This window comes from Paenibacillus ehimensis NBRC 15659 (assembly GCF_004000785.1).
Lineage (GTDB): Bacteria > Bacillota > Bacilli > Paenibacillales > NBRC-103111 > Paenibacillus_G > Paenibacillus_G ehimensis.
Genome location: NZ_BILX01000041.1, coordinates 1 through 18,428, shown reverse-complemented (window position 1 = coordinate 18,428; position 18,428 = coordinate 1). Strand labels below are relative to the sequence as shown.

At 58.9% G+C, this 18,428-nt stretch carries 12 protein-coding genes; 2 read left to right on the top strand and 10 right to left on the bottom strand.

Translation table 11 applies throughout. The features are described 5' to 3' along the window. Positions 1-2: 2 nt before the first annotated feature. From PEH01S_RS21580 to PEH01S_RS21540, 10 genes are all read right to left on the bottom strand, one after another. Entirely contained in the window at positions 3-2,426 is a 2,424-nt protein-coding gene (locus tag PEH01S_RS21580; protein WP_127487935.1) for a DUF5682 family protein, read from the bottom strand. Next, positions 2,384-3,475 (bottom strand): ATP-binding protein, encoded by a 1,092-nt coding sequence (locus tag PEH01S_RS21575; RefSeq protein WP_127487933.1) that lies wholly within the window; start codon positions 3,473-3,475, stop codon positions 2,384-2,386. The genes PEH01S_RS21580 and PEH01S_RS21575 overlap by 43 nt, the downstream gene beginning before the upstream one ends. Further along, the gene (locus tag PEH01S_RS21570) at positions 3,451-5,250 is read right to left on the bottom strand and encodes a HEAT repeat domain-containing protein (RefSeq protein WP_025852865.1); all 1,800 of its coding nucleotides are present in this window, start codon (positions 5,248-5,250) and stop codon (positions 3,451-3,453) included. Before PEH01S_RS21570 ends, PEH01S_RS21575 begins: the two co-directional genes overlap by 25 nt. Before the next feature lie 16 nt (positions 5,251-5,266). Next, positions 5,267-6,706, bottom strand: coding sequence for an SWIM zinc finger family protein (locus PEH01S_RS21565; RefSeq protein WP_127487967.1), 1,440 nt, complete (start codon positions 6,704-6,706; stop codon positions 5,267-5,269). Between the two features lie 171 nt (positions 6,707-6,877). After that, the gene (locus tag PEH01S_RS21560; RefSeq protein WP_127487931.1) at positions 6,878-13,018 is read right to left on the bottom strand and encodes a putative Ig domain-containing protein; all 6,141 of its coding nucleotides are present in this window, start codon (positions 13,016-13,018) and stop codon (positions 6,878-6,880) included. 68 nt (positions 13,019-13,086) lie between these two features. Continuing rightward, positions 13,087-13,611 (bottom strand): phage tail protein, encoded by a 525-nt coding sequence (locus tag PEH01S_RS21555; RefSeq protein ID WP_127487929.1) that lies wholly within the window; start codon positions 13,609-13,611, stop codon positions 13,087-13,089. Between the two features lie 17 nt (positions 13,612-13,628). Next, complete coding sequence (locus tag PEH01S_RS21550; RefSeq protein WP_127487927.1) at positions 13,629-14,126, bottom strand: phage tail protein; 498 nt, start codon at positions 14,124-14,126, stop codon at positions 13,629-13,631. 30 nt (positions 14,127-14,156) lie between these two features. Next, positions 14,157-14,675 (bottom strand): phage tail protein, encoded by a 519-nt coding sequence (locus PEH01S_RS21545; protein ID WP_127487925.1) that lies wholly within the window; start codon positions 14,673-14,675, stop codon positions 14,157-14,159. Positions 14,676-14,712: 37 nt separating this feature from the next. Beyond that, positions 14,713-15,012: a DUF6916 family protein gene (locus PEH01S_RS36195; protein ID WP_025852856.1), complete on the bottom strand. Its 300-nt coding sequence runs from the start codon at positions 15,010-15,012 to the stop codon at positions 14,713-14,715. 14 nt (positions 15,013-15,026) lie between these two features. Further along, positions 15,027-15,500, bottom strand: a complete 474-nt coding sequence (locus PEH01S_RS21540; protein ID WP_127487923.1) for a GNAT family N-acetyltransferase — start codon at positions 15,498-15,500, stop codon at positions 15,027-15,029. Between the two features lie 192 nt (positions 15,501-15,692). On the opposite strand from PEH01S_RS21540, the gene PEH01S_RS21535 reads away from it, so the two are divergent. Both PEH01S_RS21535 and PEH01S_RS35165 read left to right on the top strand, forming a co-directional pair. After that, a complete protein-coding gene (locus PEH01S_RS21535; protein ID WP_127487921.1) occupies positions 15,693-17,357 on the top strand; it encodes a PhoX family protein in 1,665 nt (554 codons plus the stop codon). Between the two features lie 156 nt (positions 17,358-17,513). Then, positions 17,514-18,026: an SEC-C metal-binding domain-containing protein gene (locus tag PEH01S_RS35165; protein WP_218032714.1), complete on the top strand. Its 513-nt coding sequence runs from the start codon at positions 17,514-17,516 to the stop codon at positions 18,024-18,026. The last annotated feature ends 402 nt before the right edge of the window (positions 18,027-18,428 follow it).

The window sequence follows — 18,428 nt, the reverse complement described above, 5'->3', positions numbered from 1 at the left end:
GTCTACAAATCTCCGAAATCAAAATCGTTAAGTTCATCCAGCTTCCCTCTTTCGTCTTCGCTTAGCGGCTCTTGCAGCTGCTCTGCGGCCCCCTGCCCGTCGAGTCCCCACAGCACGCCCAGCGTCTCGGCAATCGACGCTTTCTCCCTGGGCTCGAACGAGCCGAACGCCCTGCGCAAAAAGACCAGCGAACGCAGGAACGCTTCGTCCTCCAGCGATGCGATATACTCGTCAAGCTGCTGCCACAGCCCCGAGCGCGAGAGCAGCGCATACCGGTTGCGCATCGATACGCCTTCGAACCAGCCCGCGCCCAGCTCCGCCGGAATTCCCGGCGACAGCCGCCGCGATACCTCCTGCGAGCATTGGTCGTGAGAGATCAAATTCCGCTCCAGCAGTATCGCAAAAGCAAATCCGGACAGCTTCGCATTCCGGTCGTCCCGGGAAGCGAGCGCCCACAGCTCGGCAAGCCACCGCTCGTCGTCCACCTCGTCCAGGTGCTCCTGCGAGATGCGGTGCATCTCGTTCATGCCGGTGACCATGGCGCCTGCCGCCTCGTCGCTGCACACGGCCGCGTCCACGAGGAGCAGCGTCCCTCGCAAAAACAGCTGCTGCAGCAGCGGCACGAACGACGAGGTATCCACCTTGCGAATGTCCCCGTAGCGGATCAATACCGACAATTCGTTGGCCGCGGCGGCGATCTGCGCGAAGTCTCCGGCATCGACGGCCAGCCGCTGCAGCGTCAGCCTTGCTTCTTCCATCGCCTCGGGAAGTCCGCATTGGCAGGCCAAGCGGATGATCCGGGAAGCTTCCGACAGATCCGCGCACCCTTCGAGCCGCTCATGCAGCACAAACGCTGCCGCAAGCTCCACCGTTTCCCCTTTGAGCGTCGATTCCACCGCTTGAATCTCCGCCTCGGGGGTCCACTGGAGCACCCAGTGCTCCGCCCAAGTTGCCGCGTCCTGCCGAACCTGCTGCTTCCGTGCAAAATCGATACCGAGCAGCGCAAGCCGATGCAGAAAGACGGACCGGTGCAGATCGAGAAACGCCGCTTCTTCGCTTTTGACCCGCCGGTTTTCCCGCAAATCGAGCTCCAAGTCGGCAGCGACGGCGGATTTATACTTCTCCAGCTTCAGACGTTTCAGGTGCCGGTTCAGATCGTCTTGAATCGGCGTCTGGCTGACCCCTTCGGGCAGCACGCCGATCGCCGTGCCGATATCCGCGCGGGCCAGCGCCTCGGCCACCGAAGCCAAGTCCCCGAACCCGAGACAGACGACGGCCGCGTCCCGCAAATCCCTCCAAGTCGGCATGCTCCCGCCGCGCAGCGAGGCCAGCGATTCGGCCAGCCGTACCCCTTCGATGACCGATGCGGTGGAACGGTGCGTTCCGCTCTCCCTCAAGGACGAGGCCACTTGCGACAAGTACAGCGACGGCAGCCTCGATGCATCCTGCCGGTTCAAGCACTCCCACAGCCGCTCGAAATAAGCCGGGGCCTGATTGCCCGCGCCGTAGCCGGATTGGACGGATAGCTTGTAGTACGAATAAGGCATCAGCGTCAGCTTGGTGGATGAGCGGGGCAGCTTGCGAAGCTCGTCGTCCGACATCGCTGGCAGCGCCAAGTCCATCGCCGAGACGTGATGCGCCCCGGTCACGACCACGATGCGGTCCGACGGTCCGGTCGCATCCAGCACCTGCTGAATCTGCCGCCGCATGTAAGCTTCGCGCACTGCGTTGTAGGACGCTTCCCGCGGGTCATGCGCCCGCTCTTCCTGCTTCAGCAGCTGGCGCATTTCGGCGGAGAACCGTTCGATGGCGTGGCGGTACGCTTCCTTGCTCGGACTATGCTCGAAATGCCGCTCCCAGTAGCTGTCGTAATCCGGTTCCCCGGCCAGCTCGGCAACCCGCCCGTACAGCTCGTTCTGCCGCCGGTAAAAGGCTCTGCGTTCCGCCAGCGCATCCTGTCGGCCCGTTTGACCGCCCTCGCCATCAAAATGAACCGCTTGCTCATCCTCCCGGTCCGTTTCCTCCGGATCCGCGCCGGCGCGTCTTGCCGCGTGCAGCGTCACCGCCGCATCGGAAGGAAGATCGATGAACTCGGCGCGGGCCCCGTTTTCCGCCGCCCATAGAAACGCCTGATACTCGGGTGAATACGAAGCCAAAGGGAATACCAGCGTACGGACCGGAAGCTGATCGGTATAAGCAAGGATCGCGATCGGCGGCACGACGCCGCGGGAAGCGATCTGCCCGATCAAGTCCCCCGCATCCGAAGGCCCTTCCACCAGCACGACCTGCGGCCGGATTTCGTCCAGAAAGGCCCGCAGATGAAAGGCGCCCGCAGGCGACAAATGGCGGATGCCAAATACATGGACTCTCCCGCCGCTGCTGCTCAATCGTTCATCTCCCGGCACGCGTTGTACAGACTCCGCCATTCCGATCCCCGCTTTTTCATCACATTTTCCAAATATTCTTTCCAGGCAATACGGTCCTTCTCCTCATCCTTCACAATCGCGCCTTGCAGAGCGGCCGCCAAATCCTCCTCTTGAATCCGGCCGCTTCCGAAGCTGGCGGCGAGCGCCATGCTGTTGGTCAAGAGCGAGATCGCTTCCGCCGTCGAGATGACGCCGCTCGGCGATTTCAGCTTCTCCTTGCTGTCCAACGTAACCCCGGCGCGCAGCTCCCGGAAAATCGTAACGATCTTGCGCACCGCCTCTTCCTCCGGCAGCGCCGCCTGCAGCTCGTAGTTGGCGGCAATTTCGCCGACGCGTTTGCGCACGATCTCGACTTCCGTCTCCAGACCGGCCGGCGACGGCAGCACCAGGATGTTGAACCGGCGCTTAAGCGCGGCGGACATTTCGTTCACGCCCCGGTCCCGCGTATTCGCCGTTGCGATGATCGAGAAGCCTCTGGCCGCCGACACCTCGCGTCCCAGCTCGGGGATGGAGATCGTTTTTTCCGACAAGATGGAAATCAGCGCATCCTGCACCTCGGAGGCGCAGCGGGAAATTTCCTCGAAACGGGCGATTCCTCCGCCTTCCATTGCCCGGTAAATCGGGCTCTTGATCAACGCTTCGTCCGACGGACCGTGAGCCAGCAGCATCGCATAGTTCCACGAATACCGGACATGCTCCTCGCTCGTTCCGGCCGTTCCTTGAATCACCTTGGACGAGTCGCCGTGAATCGCCGCTGTCAAGTTCTCGGACAGCCACGATTTCGCCGTTCCCGGCTCCCCGATCAGCAGCAGCGCCCGGTCCGTCAGCAGCGTCGCGACGGCAATTTCCACCAGCCGTGTGTTGCCGATATATTTGGGCGTGATGTTTACGCCTCCTGCCTGTCCCCCGGTAATAAACGTCAGCACGGACCGGGGAGATAGCTGCCAGCCCGCCGGCCTCGGGTCTTGATCCGCTTCCTTCAACGCTTCCAGTTCCTTCGCATACAGCCGTTCCGCCGGCAGCCTCAATACATTTTGCTTTTGATCCATTCGATCCATCCCGCTCCTTTGCCCATTTCCGCTTCGTCCTTCGTTTTCGTTTTAAGCCGCTCCGCCACTTCAAGAACCTCCTGCTTCGCTCTCTCGTAGGAGAGCAGGGCCGCGAACTTCTCCAGCCTTTCGGCATAGCTGCCGGGAAGCAGCGACATCAACACCAATTGGTCCCGGTCCATGAAATAAAAACGCTTGCCTTCCGAGCCTTCCAGCGCCTGCATCAGCAGCTCAGGGGTTTCCCGATGCCCGATCTTGAACAAGGCGAAGAACAGCGAGATCGTTCTCGGCTTCATCAGCTGCGGTGCCACCGCCAGCTTTTTCAGCAGATAATCGACGACCTTCCGGTCCGGCCCCTCGACAAACCGGCACACCAGCTCTTCTTCGTCGATATCCACGAACAAGTGCACCCAGCGGGGGTCCCACGCAATCGGAGATAGGTCCTCCGCCTCGAGATACAAGGTAAGGGCCTGCTGCTCGGTCAAATCGTACAGTGTACGCAGCAGCTCTTTGGCTTGCGCCTGCCGTTTGTTGCGAAGCAGATCGGCAAACCGGTCGTAAACCTCCTCCGGGGACAGGCAGCGAAGCGCCGCTTGAAAGCTGTACGCAATGTGCCTTCCGCCCCACTGCCGGTACAGCGACTCGACAAACCGGTAGCCTTCCGGCCGCTGCATATCGAGCAGAAGCTCTGCCGCATATTCCTGCACAGCCGCCGTTTCTTTGACCATAAAAGCGGGCGAGGAGAGCAGCTTTTCCAAAAAGACGCGGACCGCCTCATCGTTCTTTCCTTTCAGGCATTGCACCACCGCGAACAGTTGCTCCACGGCTTCCGTCTTTACGGCGCTTCCGTCAAACGCATTCAGCCATGCTTCCGCTTGGTCCAGTATTCGCTGGATCAGCGTCGGATGGGAGTAAGCTTGGATCGGCTCCACCGCCAGCTCGCGGTCCTTGCCGACCAGCGCTTCGAACAAGCGGTCGGCCGCCCGCCCGGTCCCCAGCCGGGATAAGGCCGACAAGGCGGCCCGCCGTATTTCTTTTCTCCGCTCATACGACTTCTCCAGCACGACGTCCTCCAGCTCGGGGTAGTCCCCGAGAATGTCCACGGCCGCGATGCGGACTTCGGCCGCGCCTTCGCCGGCCGCTTGCAGGATCAGCTCGGCATTCACCGGACCCTGCAAATGGTGGATCAAATACAGCTTGCGGGCGTCCCCTTTGCCGCCCTGAAGGTTCAACTGCCGGTGTAGTATCGGTACGACCGCCGGCCCGATCGACGGAATGACGTCGTCGTACATAAACTCGGCAATCTCCGCATAGGCGTCTTCCAACGCAGCGACGGCAGGCACATGCGTCCGGAAATCTTGAAACAGCGAATCTTCGTACCCCTGACGGATCACTTCCAAGCGGCCGGGCCCGCGTTCCGTCAATGCGTCGATGAGAGACTTCATCTTCCGGTACGGGACCGCTGTCACCCCACGGGTTTCTGTCACCTGAACCTCCTCCAGCGTCCCTTGCGCCTCCGTCCGTCCTTGGGTATACAGAATGGAGTGGAGCAGGGTGCCAAGCTCCAGCAGCTTGGCGGAGGCTTGCTCGGGCCTCGCTTCCGTTACGAGCTGTACGGCATCGGCCAGCCGGTTGAACACCGGCGCGTTCTCTCCGAGCTTGCGCAGCTGAGGCAGCAGCCGGGTTAGCCGCAGGTCGCCTACGGCGACGGAACTGCCGGCGATAAACAACCGGCGCACTTCTTGATGCAGATCGGTAAGTACCTGTAAGCTCATGGGTTTTCTCCTTGTTTTAGTAAATAAACCGGACGATTTCGGTTGATGTCACGAGAGCAAGCGGCTGAGCCAGCAGCCTTCCATCGGCAAAATCGTGCTGGAACATGACCAGCATGGCCTGATCCCGCGTATCGCCTTGCTTAAGCAGCGGCAGCAGCTGCGTGCTCGGCTGGCCCAACGCCGGAATATCGGCGAGAACGATCCGTTTGCCCTGCTCATCCTCCAGCACGTAGTCATTCCCGATCCGCCCGAGTCCTGCGTAGTGAAGCAGCATGACCGGATGTTTATCGGACAGCGGGTTTTTCAATTGATTTTTGACCGTCTTGACCGCCTCGACATACGAACGCCGGGCATGACCCCGGATTGTCCCATAATCCTCCTGCTTCAAATCGCGGACCGTCATGTCCTCCCAGCGCGCCCGCGGATTCAAGTCTCCGGGATAGACGAACAGCTCCTTCGCGGCAACGACCGAGAAGAACGAATCCTCTTCCTTCAAATGCTTCGCCGCCCGGAACGGCCGGTAGCTGCGGACCGCGAAAATGTCGCCGCTCTGCAGCTCCATCCAAAAGCCCTCATCGACGTATTCGCCTCTTGCCTCATCCGTATACGAACGGAACGTGAGTTGCGCCAATTCCGCCTGAGGCCGGGATAATCCGTGCTCGCGCAGCTCGGCGAGCTGCCAGGCATGCCCGAGCCGTTCCTCCAAGCTGCTGTCCGTATCCGGCGGAAGCTCGGGATTTTGTTGTCTTTCCGTTAAATAATCCTTGCTTTTCTTAACCAGAGATTGCAATACGGTTAAGCGGTCCATCGCTTCCGTATAGCTCCGTTCCCGGTCCTCCGACGTACGAAGCGCGAAAAGCAATTCGCGAAACGCCGCCTGAACGCCGGGAATATAGTAGTTTCCGAGCTGCTTCGCTTGGTCTTCCATCATCTTTGCCGTTTTTGCATCGAGTCCTGCCAGCCCGTTCTGCACGATCTGGTGAACCAGCTTTTCCAATAATCCGATGCCTTCGAGCTGGGCAGCCCGTTTTTTAGCCAGTGCCGATTTGTTCGGCTTTCGCTTGACGGTCGTCTCTTCGCCCGCAGCCGCCGCTTCCTTCTTCTTCTCTTCCCTTTTCTCCGCTTTGTCCCGCTTGTCCGCGATATCTTGGGGAATCGCTTCAATCACGAATTCTTTACCGAGAACGTAGGCGTACATCAAGCCTAAAATATGCTTGCACGGAAATTGCCGGCTCGGGCAGCTGCAGCGAAACACGGGGCTGTCCGGCTTGACGAAATCGACGGAGCACCGGTACGGCTCCTTGCCGCTTCCCTTGCACTCCCCGAAAATGAGCGTTTCGTCCTCCGACCGGCACAGCTTGGGGAAGCTGTTTTTCTTGACGAGATCCCTGCCGTTCTTGATCGCAGCGGCATTTAACGCCACGGAATCCACATAAGCTTCTGTCATCGTAGCTATCATCGCATGCTCCTTGGTAAAAATAAGGTGATCTTAGCCTTTTTCCACATCCAGGAGCCATTTTCCTTTTTTTAAAATGTTAAAAAAATAACATTCCTTCTCCAGTGGCGTTGCCCTGAAGGCAAAAAAAGACCAAGCCCGCTCCAATCGGACTTGGTCTATCATCAATTGCTATATAAAAGAGATGGCTTTGAGCAGCCGGTAAAGCATGGTCGCCGCCTCGGCCCGCGAGGCTGAATCGGACGGACGGAAGCGGCCTCGATCGTCGCCTTCGATAATCCCCGCTAGTACCGCCTGACGCACCGCGTCGCCGGCCCATCCGGAAATGTTGGCGGAATCTTGGAACGTTTCGCCGGAGTTCCGGGTGTCTGCAGGCTTGGCCCCAACGTATTTGATCGCGCGTGCCGTCATGGCCGCCAGCTCTTCCCGGGTGACGGTTTGGTTCGGACGGAGGGTGCCGTCTTCGTACCCGTCGATCAGCTTCGCTTTATGCGCTGCGCCAACTGCCGACGCGAACCAATCGCCTTCTTGAACATCGCCGAATGGCGCCTTCTCTTGCGAAACGTTGAGCCCCAGCGCGCGAACGAGCAAGGCAGCCCATTCCGCCCGGGTCACGCGGCCTTCCGGTTCGTATGCATCGGCCTCCCGCCCTTGCACGATCAGCTTGGAGGCCAGCGATTCGATTGTCGCTTTCGCCCAATGTCCCTGCAAATCGCCGAACGAAGCGGAGCGATCGAGCACCGTGTATATGCTGAAGCCTTGTCGTTTCAGCTTGGCTGCGGGCTTGCCGTCCCGGGTTTCAAACACGGTCGGGACAAACCGGTATTCACGGGCTTCCGGGTCCCACCACACGCCGGTGGCGTTCGCCGCATTCGCTTGTTCATTTAACGGCAGCGTACGGACGATGTAGCTGGTGAAGACATTTTGCTTCACTTCGTTGCCCTTGCTATCCGTGATGCGAACGTAGAAATCGAGCGGTGCCGTCAGCTCTCTTCCTCCCGTACGGCGGATCGCCTCGCTGAGCTGGCCGCGCTCTTGGGCATCGGGCGTTCGGATTCCAACGTTAATGGCGATATCGCCTGCCGGCAGACCGAGCAGCTTCGCCAGCGTCTGCGGGTCGATCTGCGCCAGCGGCAGCTCGATCAGCCCGCCGGCCGTCTGGAACAAGATCGACAGCTCCGGATTCATCGCCAGCAGCTTCGCAATCGTAGCCGAAGGCAGCTCCACATAAGCGGAGGAAGCGGAAGACGTAATCCGGACAAGGCCGGTGCGGATGTCGTCCTGCGAGACTTTAATGGTTTCTTTTGAACCGTTATCCAGTCCGATATTCACCGTAATCCCCTCAGGGGCCGGCGTTGGAAGCGGACCTGTCCCGGTGGACGGAGATGGAGACGAGTCGCTGTCGCTGTCGCCGCCGCCACTGTCGTCGCTCCAAGAGCTTACGCGTACGACAGCCGTCGCCGAGCGTCCGCCATACGTAGCTGTAAGGAACGCCGTCCCTGGCTGCAGCGCAGTCACGACGCCTTCCGCGTCGATCCGGGCGATCCCCGCGGTTTCGAACGCGTAGGCGGCCAATCGGCCGATCGGCGCCGTGCTTCGATCCGTGAAATCCGCTACCAGCATGGTTGGAACGGATTGACCCGTTTTCAGCTCGTACGTATCCGGCGTAAACCGGATACCGGTTAGGTCTAGGTCGACGACAATCGTCGTCTGGACCGTATCCTCGCCGTACGTTGCGCTCGCAACGGTGGTTCCCGCCTGTTTGCCCGTGACGACTCCGTGCAAGTCGATTTCCGCGATAGCGGTGTCCTTGACGGAGTACAACACTCCGTTCGTCAGGACGATCCTTCCGCCGCCGTACGTTGCGCTAACGACCGTACTGACCTGTTCTCCGACCTTCAGGCTATAGGAAGGCCGTTCGAAGGCGAGGCCGGTGATGCTTTTATTTACGAGGACGGACGTTTCAGCCTTAGTGCCGCCATACGTAGCCGCCAGCACGGTGCTTCCGCTCTTTACACCGATGAGTTGACCGGATTCGTTGACCAAGGCCACAGACGTATCCTTGATCGTATATACCACTCCAGTCGTTAATCTGACAACCTGACTATCCGAGTAAGTCGCCTTCAAAACGGTGTCCCGGGTTTCCCCGGTCTTCACCGCATACTCCGATTCCTCAAAAGCGATTCCCACTAAAACCGGAGGATTGATTTTCAGCGTCAGAACCTTGATTACGGCTATGCCGTTGCCGTCCTTCACTTGAATCGTCACCGGATACACACCGGCTTCCTTCGGTGTCCCGTCTATCGTTCCCCTGGAAGCATCCAGTGTAAGGCCATCGGGCAGACGGCCCTCTTCGACGCTCCAGCGGTAGGTGCCGCTTCCGCCCGTCGCGCTTAAGGTTCCGCCGGCATAAGGCAAGCCTACGGTGCCTTCCGGCAGAGGAGCCGCTGTGAAGATCAACTCTGGATTCACTTGGATGCTAAGGTTCTTAACGACCGTTTCCCCATTGCTGTCCTTCACCTGAACCTGAAACTCGTAAGCTCCTGCCGCCGTCGGCTTCCCTTGAATGGATGCTTTCTTCGGATCGAGCGGGTCGACGGTAAACGTCAGTCCCGCTGGCAGCGTACCGCCGACTGTCCACATATAAGTTCCCCTGCCGCCGGCTGCGGAAAACTCTTGGTTGGCGTAAGCAACGCCGACCGTTCCTTCGGGCAGCTCCGGCGTTTGGACCGTTAATGCCGCATGGACCCGCATTGAGAGGGTCTTTATCGCCTTCACCCCATAGCCGTCTGCAACCTGGATCGCGAAGCTATACGTGCCTTCCGTCGCCGGTGTCCCGCTTATAGCGGCAGTCGCCGGGTCGAACGTCAGGCCTGCCGGAAGCGAGCCGCTTGCGACCGACCACGTGTACGTCCCGTTCCCGCCGCTTGCGCTGAGCGTCTGCTGCGGGTAGGCGGTGCCCACGGTGCCTTCCGGCAGAACCGGCGCATGAATGACAAGCTGCGGATGAATCTGAAGCGTCAGCGCTCTTGACGCCGTCAGCGAGTTGCCGTCCGTCACAAGAACCACGAAAGAGAATGTCCCTTCGCTCGCGGGCGTGCCGCTCAAGGTCCCGTCCGCCGCAAGCGTCAGTCCGCCTGGCACCGTACCGGCGGCAATACTCCAAGCGTAGACGCCATTGCCGCCCGATGCCGCAAGCGAGGCCGTATAAGCCGCTCCGACAGCTCCATGCGGTACGCTGGTTGTGGACACCTCAAGCATCGGGTTCACCTGAATCGTAAGCTCCTTCGTCGCCGTTACGCCGTTGCCGTCGGTAAGCTGTACGGTAAAGCTATGGCTGTTCGCCATCGTAGGTGTGCCGCTGAGCTTCGCCGTGGCGGCATCGAACGTTACACCCGCGGGCAGAGCGCCGCCGGTCACGGCCCACACATAGGCCCCGTCGCCGCCTGTCGCCGTCAGCGTTTGCGAATAGGCGACGCCAACCGTTCCTTGCGGCAAGCTCGAAGTGGCGATTTGCGGCTTCGGATGAATAGCAGTCACATCGCTGGCCGAATTATTGCCCGTATGGATCTCGCCGCCGCCGGAAACGACTGCCGAGTTCGTGAGAGCCGCAGGTGCAGCTTGATCTACCGATACCGTCACGGTGAGCGGAGGATAGGCGTTCCCCCCTGCCAGCGCATCGGATCGGGTACAGCTTAACGTCCCGGAATCGCAGCTCCAGCCGTTGCCGCCAAGGCCCTTCAACGTGAGCCCGGCCGGCAGGGTGTCCGTTACGGTTACAGCAGAGCCGTCCGTTGTACCTTGTCCGCTATTTGTCACCGTTATCGTATATACGGCCGAGGCCTGCCCCTGCGTAAAGCTGCCCGTATGGGACTTCGCAATCGTCAAGTCGGCCACGGGAATGATCGTCGTCGGATCGCTTGCCGTATTATTGGCGTTATTGACGTCGCCGCCGCCTGAGACGTTAACCGTATTCGTAAGCAGCGCAGCCGCATTGGCCGCAACGTCCACCGTCAAAGTGATCGGCGGATAGCTGTCCCCGGAAGCAAGCGCGTCCGACCTGCTGCATGTGGCCGTTCCCGCATCGCAAGTCCAGCCGGAGCCCGCTACCCCCGTCGCGGTCATCCCCGCAGGCAGCGTATCCGCCACCGTCACCGTACCGCTTGTCAGGCCGGTACCGGCATTGCGGACGGTGATCGTATACGAAGCTCCCGTTTGCCCTTGCTTAAAGTTCCCAACATGCGATTTCGCAAGGGTCAAATCGGGTAATTGAATGATGCTTGTCGGATCGCTGACCGTGTTATTCGACGCATTCGCATCTCCGCCGCCTGCAACTTCGGCCACGTTCGTTACGCTTGCGGGCGCATTCGCCGCCACGTTTACCTTCAGCGTAATGTCCGGATAACTCGCTCCTGCCGCCAACGCGTCGGTACGCGTGCAGACGAGCGTTCCCGCATCGCAAGTCCATCCCGTTCCTTCCAGCTCGGCGGCCGTTAATTCAGCGGGCAGCATGTCCTTGACCGTCACCGTACCGCTTGTGCTGCCGCCTCCGAGGTTTTTAACCTTCATGGTATAAACCGCTCCGGTCTGCCCCTGTGTGAAGTCGCCGGTGTGCGTCTTGGTAATGGACAGGTCCGGCGGGCCCGTAACCGTCAGCTTGAACGAAGTGCTTAAACTGCGGGACATTCCCGAAACCGAGCTGTCGGCGGTTACTTGAATCTCGGCTGCTCCGCCTGCCGCAGGCGTAACGGTCAACGTGCGGGATGTCCCGCTGCCTGTTACGACGACGTTTCCGTTCGGAACCACCGTTTGGTCCGAGGAGCTGGCCGCCAGCCCGGAGAGCTTCGTTTCGTCCCACGGAAGGGTTACGGCATAGGTGCCGTTCACGCTGATCGAAGCATCCGGCATTCCCTCATAAGCGCCGATATCGACTGCGGCGTTCGTTTTCCGCGGGAAGCCGCGCTGGTCGAACGTCGTCGCCAAAACATTGCTTCCTTTGCCGAGCGCAGGGCTGTTTCCCTTCAAAGCATTCGTTTCGCCCAAGCCCCCGTTGGCGCTTAACGGAAGCACACCCGGGTCGGCCACGTCCACCTGGTTTCCATTCACTGCCTGCAAAAGTCCGTTGCCGCCCAGTCCGATCAGGTTGTAGCTGCTCGTTGCGTCGATTCCCGCTATTACGTTTTGACCGGTCCTTGCTTCAAGATCGCTGGCAGCGCTCCCTGCCTTGCTGTTCCCGGCGGCAAGCGTGTTCGACAGTTTCGGATTGCCGTTCAGCACATACAGCCCGCCGCCCCCCTGATCGGCTTGATTGTCGAACAGGGTGACGTGCGTCAGCGTAGTATTTCCAACCGAATTATACAGGCCGCCGCCCTTCCCTTTGGCCGTATTTCCGCTGATCGTCGTATTCGTGATTAGAGCCGGTGCGCCGAGGTAAAGCCCCCCGCCGCCTGCCTGAGGATCAATCGTTCCGTTGGCTTGGTTGCGGGAGATCGTTGTGCCCTCAATCCGGATCTGCCCCGCTGCCGAAGCGGGAAAAACAGTCATCCCGCCTCCCAGACCGTTCGAAGCGATATTTCCATCGATAACGGAGCTGAATACGTCGATGTTCATGTCGCCCTCAAAATGCACCCCGCCTCCCCGTTCCACAGCGGTGTTGCCTTGAACGGCCGTGTTTCGAAGAACCGCTTTGCCTCCCTGCAGTCCGGCGATATTCAAGCCGCCACCCCAATGGCCAGCGGCTGATACGGAATTTCCGGTGACGACGCAGTTCTCGATCGTTACCGTGCCTTGGCTGCCTGTGTAACCGAGAATTCCTCCGCCGCCGAACTCCTCGCTGGCGGCAAGCTGCCCACCGCTGACCGTCAGCGCCTTCAACGAGATGCTATAGCCGGTATCCGAATCCGGATTCAGATTGAATACCCGTTTGCCTGTCCCGGCCGTCTGCTTGATCACCGTGCCCGCTGGATTCCCGTTCGGGTCTCCTCCCGCTCCGATGATCGCCACGTTGCTGCGAACTGCCAATTCTCCCGAGTTCAGCACGTAAGTCCCGGCCGGGATTTGGATCGTATTTGATCCGCCCGAGCCGTTGCTTTGATTCACCGCCGCCCGCAGCGAGCATTGGCCCGCTACCGAGCAGTTTCCCGGTATATCGGCTGCCGTGTCCACGGTTATCGTAGCTGCGAAAGCCGAGGAAGCTGCAAACATGGACAAAAGCAACAATAAAACCGCCGCACCGCCAAAAACGGCAAGCGTCCGTACGAAGCCAGCGGTTTGCCTCGCTTCGGCATGATCAACCATGGCGTTTATTCTCATTCATACCCTTCCTTCGTCTCGCCGATTCTCCCTTTTAACGGCCAAATAACGTACCGGATGCCGGCGTATTAGCTGTCTCTAGGAGGAAAAATACCATTAAGGCAAATAATAAAATGAATGGCAAGATAGGGCTGCATATTGTTATGAGGCTGGGACCCCCCCGCCGATTGGACCGCTCCCGGATGCATCGGAACGGAATTGGTAAAGCCACCGTAAGCTGCTCCCCCGACACGCCCCGGGGTTTTCGCCCACAACATCCCTTCTACCGTAGTTCCGGAACCCGCAGCGGCGGTGTTGACTAAATGCGTATGCGCGGGAAGCTGCGATGTCAATAGCGTTACCGTCCGGCTGCCTCCCGACTGTCCGATATTCCGCGGCGTTAACCCCGGCCCGTTCCCCCAATGCATCGGAGCCGCTCCCTGCAAATTGGGCAGGGCAAACGTCGTTTTCCCGTCTCCCCCATACTGCGTGCCGAGGATCGAAAACAACGGCGTATTTTGCGAAATCGGGATAAGCTGTCCGTTGCAGAAAGCCCAGCCTTTAGGAGCAAAATTGCCCGCAAACATCGTAATCTCCCCTAAAAAACTATCCATAGGCCTGCTCCTTCCTCCTAATCCCTGGTTGGGTAACTGCCATCGATCGCAATGCAAAAATTCAAGACCGTATAGGGCTGCATGTTCGTGTGAGCTTGATTTTGCCCCACATTCCCCACAGCGCCCGCACTTAGCTGTTTGTCGGCTTGCGTATGATAGGAGCTTACAGCTGTTTTAGCCCAGACGTTATTTACGGGGCTTTTGGACGAGGCGGTGTCATTGCTCCCCCACGCCTGATGGGTATGTGCGGGTATTTCGTTTACGATCAGCGTATGCGCTTCCTCGCCCCCGGCTTGTCCTAAGGTGACGCCGTTCCCCGGATGAACCGGCACCCGTCCGCGCAAATCCGGGAGCGCAAAAGTAGTCACTCCGTTCCCGCCGTAGGTCGTGCCGAGCAACGAATACAAAGCCTGATTCTGATTGATCGGCAAAATGGCTCCATTGCATAGAGCCCATCCGCGCGGAGCAAAGTGAAAAGCAAATAATTTAATTTGTCCGAGATAAGGTTCTGACACCCCGACTCCTCCTTATGCATTCCTTCTGAACTAGCTCTGGGAAGGGTAAGCCCCATGCAAGGCAATGATGAACGAAACGGTCGTGAAAGGCATCACATTGTCATGCGGTTGCCCTCCCCCGGAGGGCGTTAAGGCGTTGGGGTTCATCGTTCCGCCCGGCGTCCCGCCGCCGAACTGCGTTAGCGTAGAGTTCGCCCAGTATCCGCCTGCCGGCGAATTCGATGTCCCCTGCTGCGACTGAGCCATCACGCCATGCGTATGCGCGGGCATCTGATTCGCGATTAGCGTTACGGATTCGACGCCGTCCTTTTGTCCCAAGGAATAAGTGCTGCTTGTTGCAGGATTTTGTCCCATATGAATCGGCACCCGTCCTCGCAAGTCCGGCAAGGCGAAGTTCGTTTGTCCGTCCCCGCCGTAGGTCGTGCCAATCACCATAAAGAGAGTGTCATACTCTGCAATGGACAACAGTCGTCCGTCGCACAACGCCCAACCTAAAGGCGCAAAGTTTCCGGCAAACATCCGGATTTCGCCCATATATGGCTCTGCCATCCATAATCAACTCCTTTTTCGATTGATATAGCGAATGCTATTCCGCCGCTAACGGGCGGCTAAATACAACTTCGTACAAGAAACCATCGGGATTTTTGCCTACGGGCACCGTAAACAGGTGGAGTTCGCCCAACTGTGGATGTCTGAACAAGTAGATTTGCTGTGGGAGAAACGGTTCAAGGGGGCCTGAGAATAGTAATGAGAACCGCTCGTAATCCGGGGTGGAGCCTGTATCCTTGGCTTCGATCAAGCTCAATTCGGCGTCGCTTTCATCCAGCGCCACTTTAAAGCTGGTGTGCAGCACACTACGAAAGGAAGAAAAACAATCCGGTCGCAAAATATCACCTACATCTAGAATTGAGTATTGGCCTGCCAGATCATCTCGCAATACAAACCGTTTTCTTGCTGTGTACGGAACCCGAGCCGCTCGTATAAACGCCGGGCCGGGTTATGAGCCTGTACGCTCAGACAAAGCGGCTTGCCGGCTTTTTGCGCTTCCTGTTGAAGCGATTGCAGCAGCGAGGTGCCGATCCCCTGCCGTTGATATATAGGAAGCAGGGCCAAATCGACCAGCACGATCCGGTCTTCCAGACGGGCCGTCATCCTTCGGCCGACCCGTTGCTGCCCGTGCCAAACGAGCTCCCACCCGGCCTCCGGATACTGCGCGGCGTATGTCTTTTGCTGAAACTGGTACTGCATCCGGAGAAAGTGGTCGATCTGCCCGGGTCCCCAGCCCCACGTCCCGACTTCCTCCATCCGGCTGCTTGCGTACACTTCATAAAGAAAGGACTCGTCCTCCGCCTGAGCGCGGGAAAACCGTAACACCGCCTGCACCTGCCTTCGGGCCTGATTGCCGCCAAAAAAATCATCCGCTGCGTCTGCCGCCGTATTCCGCAAACCCGCATTTTATGCTATCTTAAACTTTAGGTATAAATTACTAGATTGTTCAATTAAATTATACATAGTTTCCTACCATTCGGCTACAACGAATTGATGCCCTAATAGAGGAGATCGCTGATGAAAAACAAAACGCTTTCCCGACGAACGTTTCTGGCTTACCTTGGCACCGGGGCCGTTACGATTGCCGCCGCATCGACAGGCTTGGGCGCTTTTACCGGCAGCGCCGCCGCAAGCGATAGCTTGTTCGACCGGAAAACCGGCAAAGTAACCGACGCTTTCACACCGATCGAACCGGGAGCGGGCGACGAGCTCGTCCTCCCCAAAGGCTTCAGGCACGACGTTCTGGTCAGCTTCGGAGATCCGATTAACGGCAAGGGCGATACGTTCGGCTACAACAACGAGTTTACCCGCTTCTTTCCGTTTGACGACAAGCAGGTGAACGGACTTCTCTGGGTCAATCATGCCTCCGTTCATCCGCTGCTGGCCTTGAATCAGCGGCAGCAGGGCCCGCTCGGCGCGGACCAGGTCAAGTCGCTGTTGTACGGTCAGGGAGCCTCCGTTGTCGAAGCGTACCGCGATCGGGAAGGCAAATGGAAAATCAACCCGGATTCCGCATACGCGCGGCGGATTACCGGCTATGACCGTGTCGAGCTGGCCGGCCCGGCCCGGGGAACGCGCGCCGTGAAGGGAGCCGGGTTGGTACAAGGCACCTTCGGGAACGGCGCAGGCAGCGTCACGCCATGGGGCACCGTGCTTTCTTGCGAAGGAGATTTCGAGAGCACCTGCGGGAGCGCCGGACTTGAGCTTTCGCACTACGGCTGGGTGGTCGAAGCCGATCCGTTCGACGGCAGCTTCAAGGTGCGAAAGCATACCGCCCTCGGCCGGTTCCATCATGGCCAGCTGGCCGTGACGCTAAGCAAGGACGGCCGCGTGGTCGTCTATATGGGGGACACGACCCCGGATTCGTGTCTTTACAAATTTGTCAGCGCCGGGAAGCTCCAGGCCGCGTCGGGAAAAGCGAACGCCGACCTGCTGACCGAAGGCACGCTTTACGCCGCCGACCTCGTCGACGGACGGTGGGTTCCGCTGACGATCGAAGCCGTCAAGAACGCGTTGAACCGCGACGACTTCCAAGTGCCGTTCGGCGTCAATCAAATTAAGGAAGTGCTCGTTGAGCGGTATAAGGAGCAAGCCGACGTGCTCGTCTATGCTCAGGACGCCGCCTTGATCTTGGGAGCGACGCCGACCGACAGGCCGGCCGGATTGGCTGTCCATGCCAAAAGCGGCGCCTTGATCGCCGCCTTCCCGAATAATATACGCCACGGAAATATCCACGGACATCTGGCGCAGCTTGCCGAGCAGGACGGAGACGCAGGCGCCGCGGCGTTCGACTATGAGGTCGTATCGAACGGCGGGCGAGGCAGCGGCTACAGCTCGCCGGGAACGCTGCTCTTCGACGACCGGAGCAACCTGTGGGTCGCCTCCGATATTCCGGCGGACAAGCTGAATCAAGGCGCGTACGCCCCGTTCCGCAACAACGGACTGTACGTGGTCCGCACAGCCGGTCAGGATAGTGCGGCGGCGCAGCTTTTCGCTTCCGCGCCTGTCGAAGCGGCCTTTACGGGCCCTTGCTTCACGGCGGACGAGCGGACCTTGTTCCTGTCCGTCTCGCATCCCGGTCAAGCAACGGTGCCAACCGGCAAACCGACGAGCCTGTGGCCTCACCGTTCCGGGGATTCCGGCCCGCGCCCGTCCGTCGTCGCTATCAGCGGTTTCGCTTAAAACGTAAGACAAGCCTCCTCTGCGGAGGCTTTTTTCCTCGTAAAAAGCATCGAATTTACGGCTAAATGCCGTCGAATCGTGTCGAAGCCTTGGAATTTTTCCTTTCAAAGGCTATAATGTCATCAGAGTGAAATTGGCAGAAGAAATGGAAGTGGAATGAACTTGCGAAAAATTGGAAGAAACGAGCCGTGTCCCTGCGGCAGCGGCAAGAAGTACAAGCACTGCTGCCTACTGACCGGTGAAGCGCCTCAACTCCAAGCGGCAGCGCCGAATACGGACTCGCCGTCCCTCAGCCGGCCTTCAGCGGATCAAGGTCCGTCTCTCAATGCGGAAACCGTGCAAACCCTCATTGAGGTGCTGGACTGGCCTCAAGAAATATATCAATCGGTCGCCGGGCAATTAGCCGGACAGATGGCAGGAACCTTCGATTGGCAGCGCATTACGGAAGCGGTCGCCTTGTGGCACGCCTACGCGTCCCACGAACGCCCGCAAATCCGCAAAGCGGACGTGATGCTCGCCGCTATGGAATACGCCATCGCCTCCATGCACGGCGTTGCCGAAGTGACGCAATCTGCGCTTTCGGCGAAATATAACGTTTCCTCCGGTTCGATCGCCCAGCGGGCGCAAAAAATTACGGAGTTCGCCGAGCAGATGAAAAACGGCAAATAAAACGTAACTTACGCCACACACACCAAAAACCGTTCTCCCGACTCATCGGGGAAACGGTTTTTTTGTCGTTTCGACGAAGAAAAGATCGTCTGCCGCCGCGAGAGACCTAATACCACTGTAGGATTTACAACATCAATCATCCATTTTAGTATTTATACGAAATGTATATAATTTGTTTTTATGTAAATTTATACATCCCCTTTGTCCATCAAAGTAGCGGGAGGTGATCCGTTTTTCTTCTATCCCGGCCGTAGCCGGAACTCAAAAACTTGGAAAGGAAGTCGTGAGTGATGCGAAAATTATTAACGCTTGTCGTTGGCCTGGCCTTGATTGCGAGCGCAAATTTTGCGGCGGCCGCCGATCCGGCCCCGGTTTCAGTTCCGGCTGCCGCAGCCGGAGGAG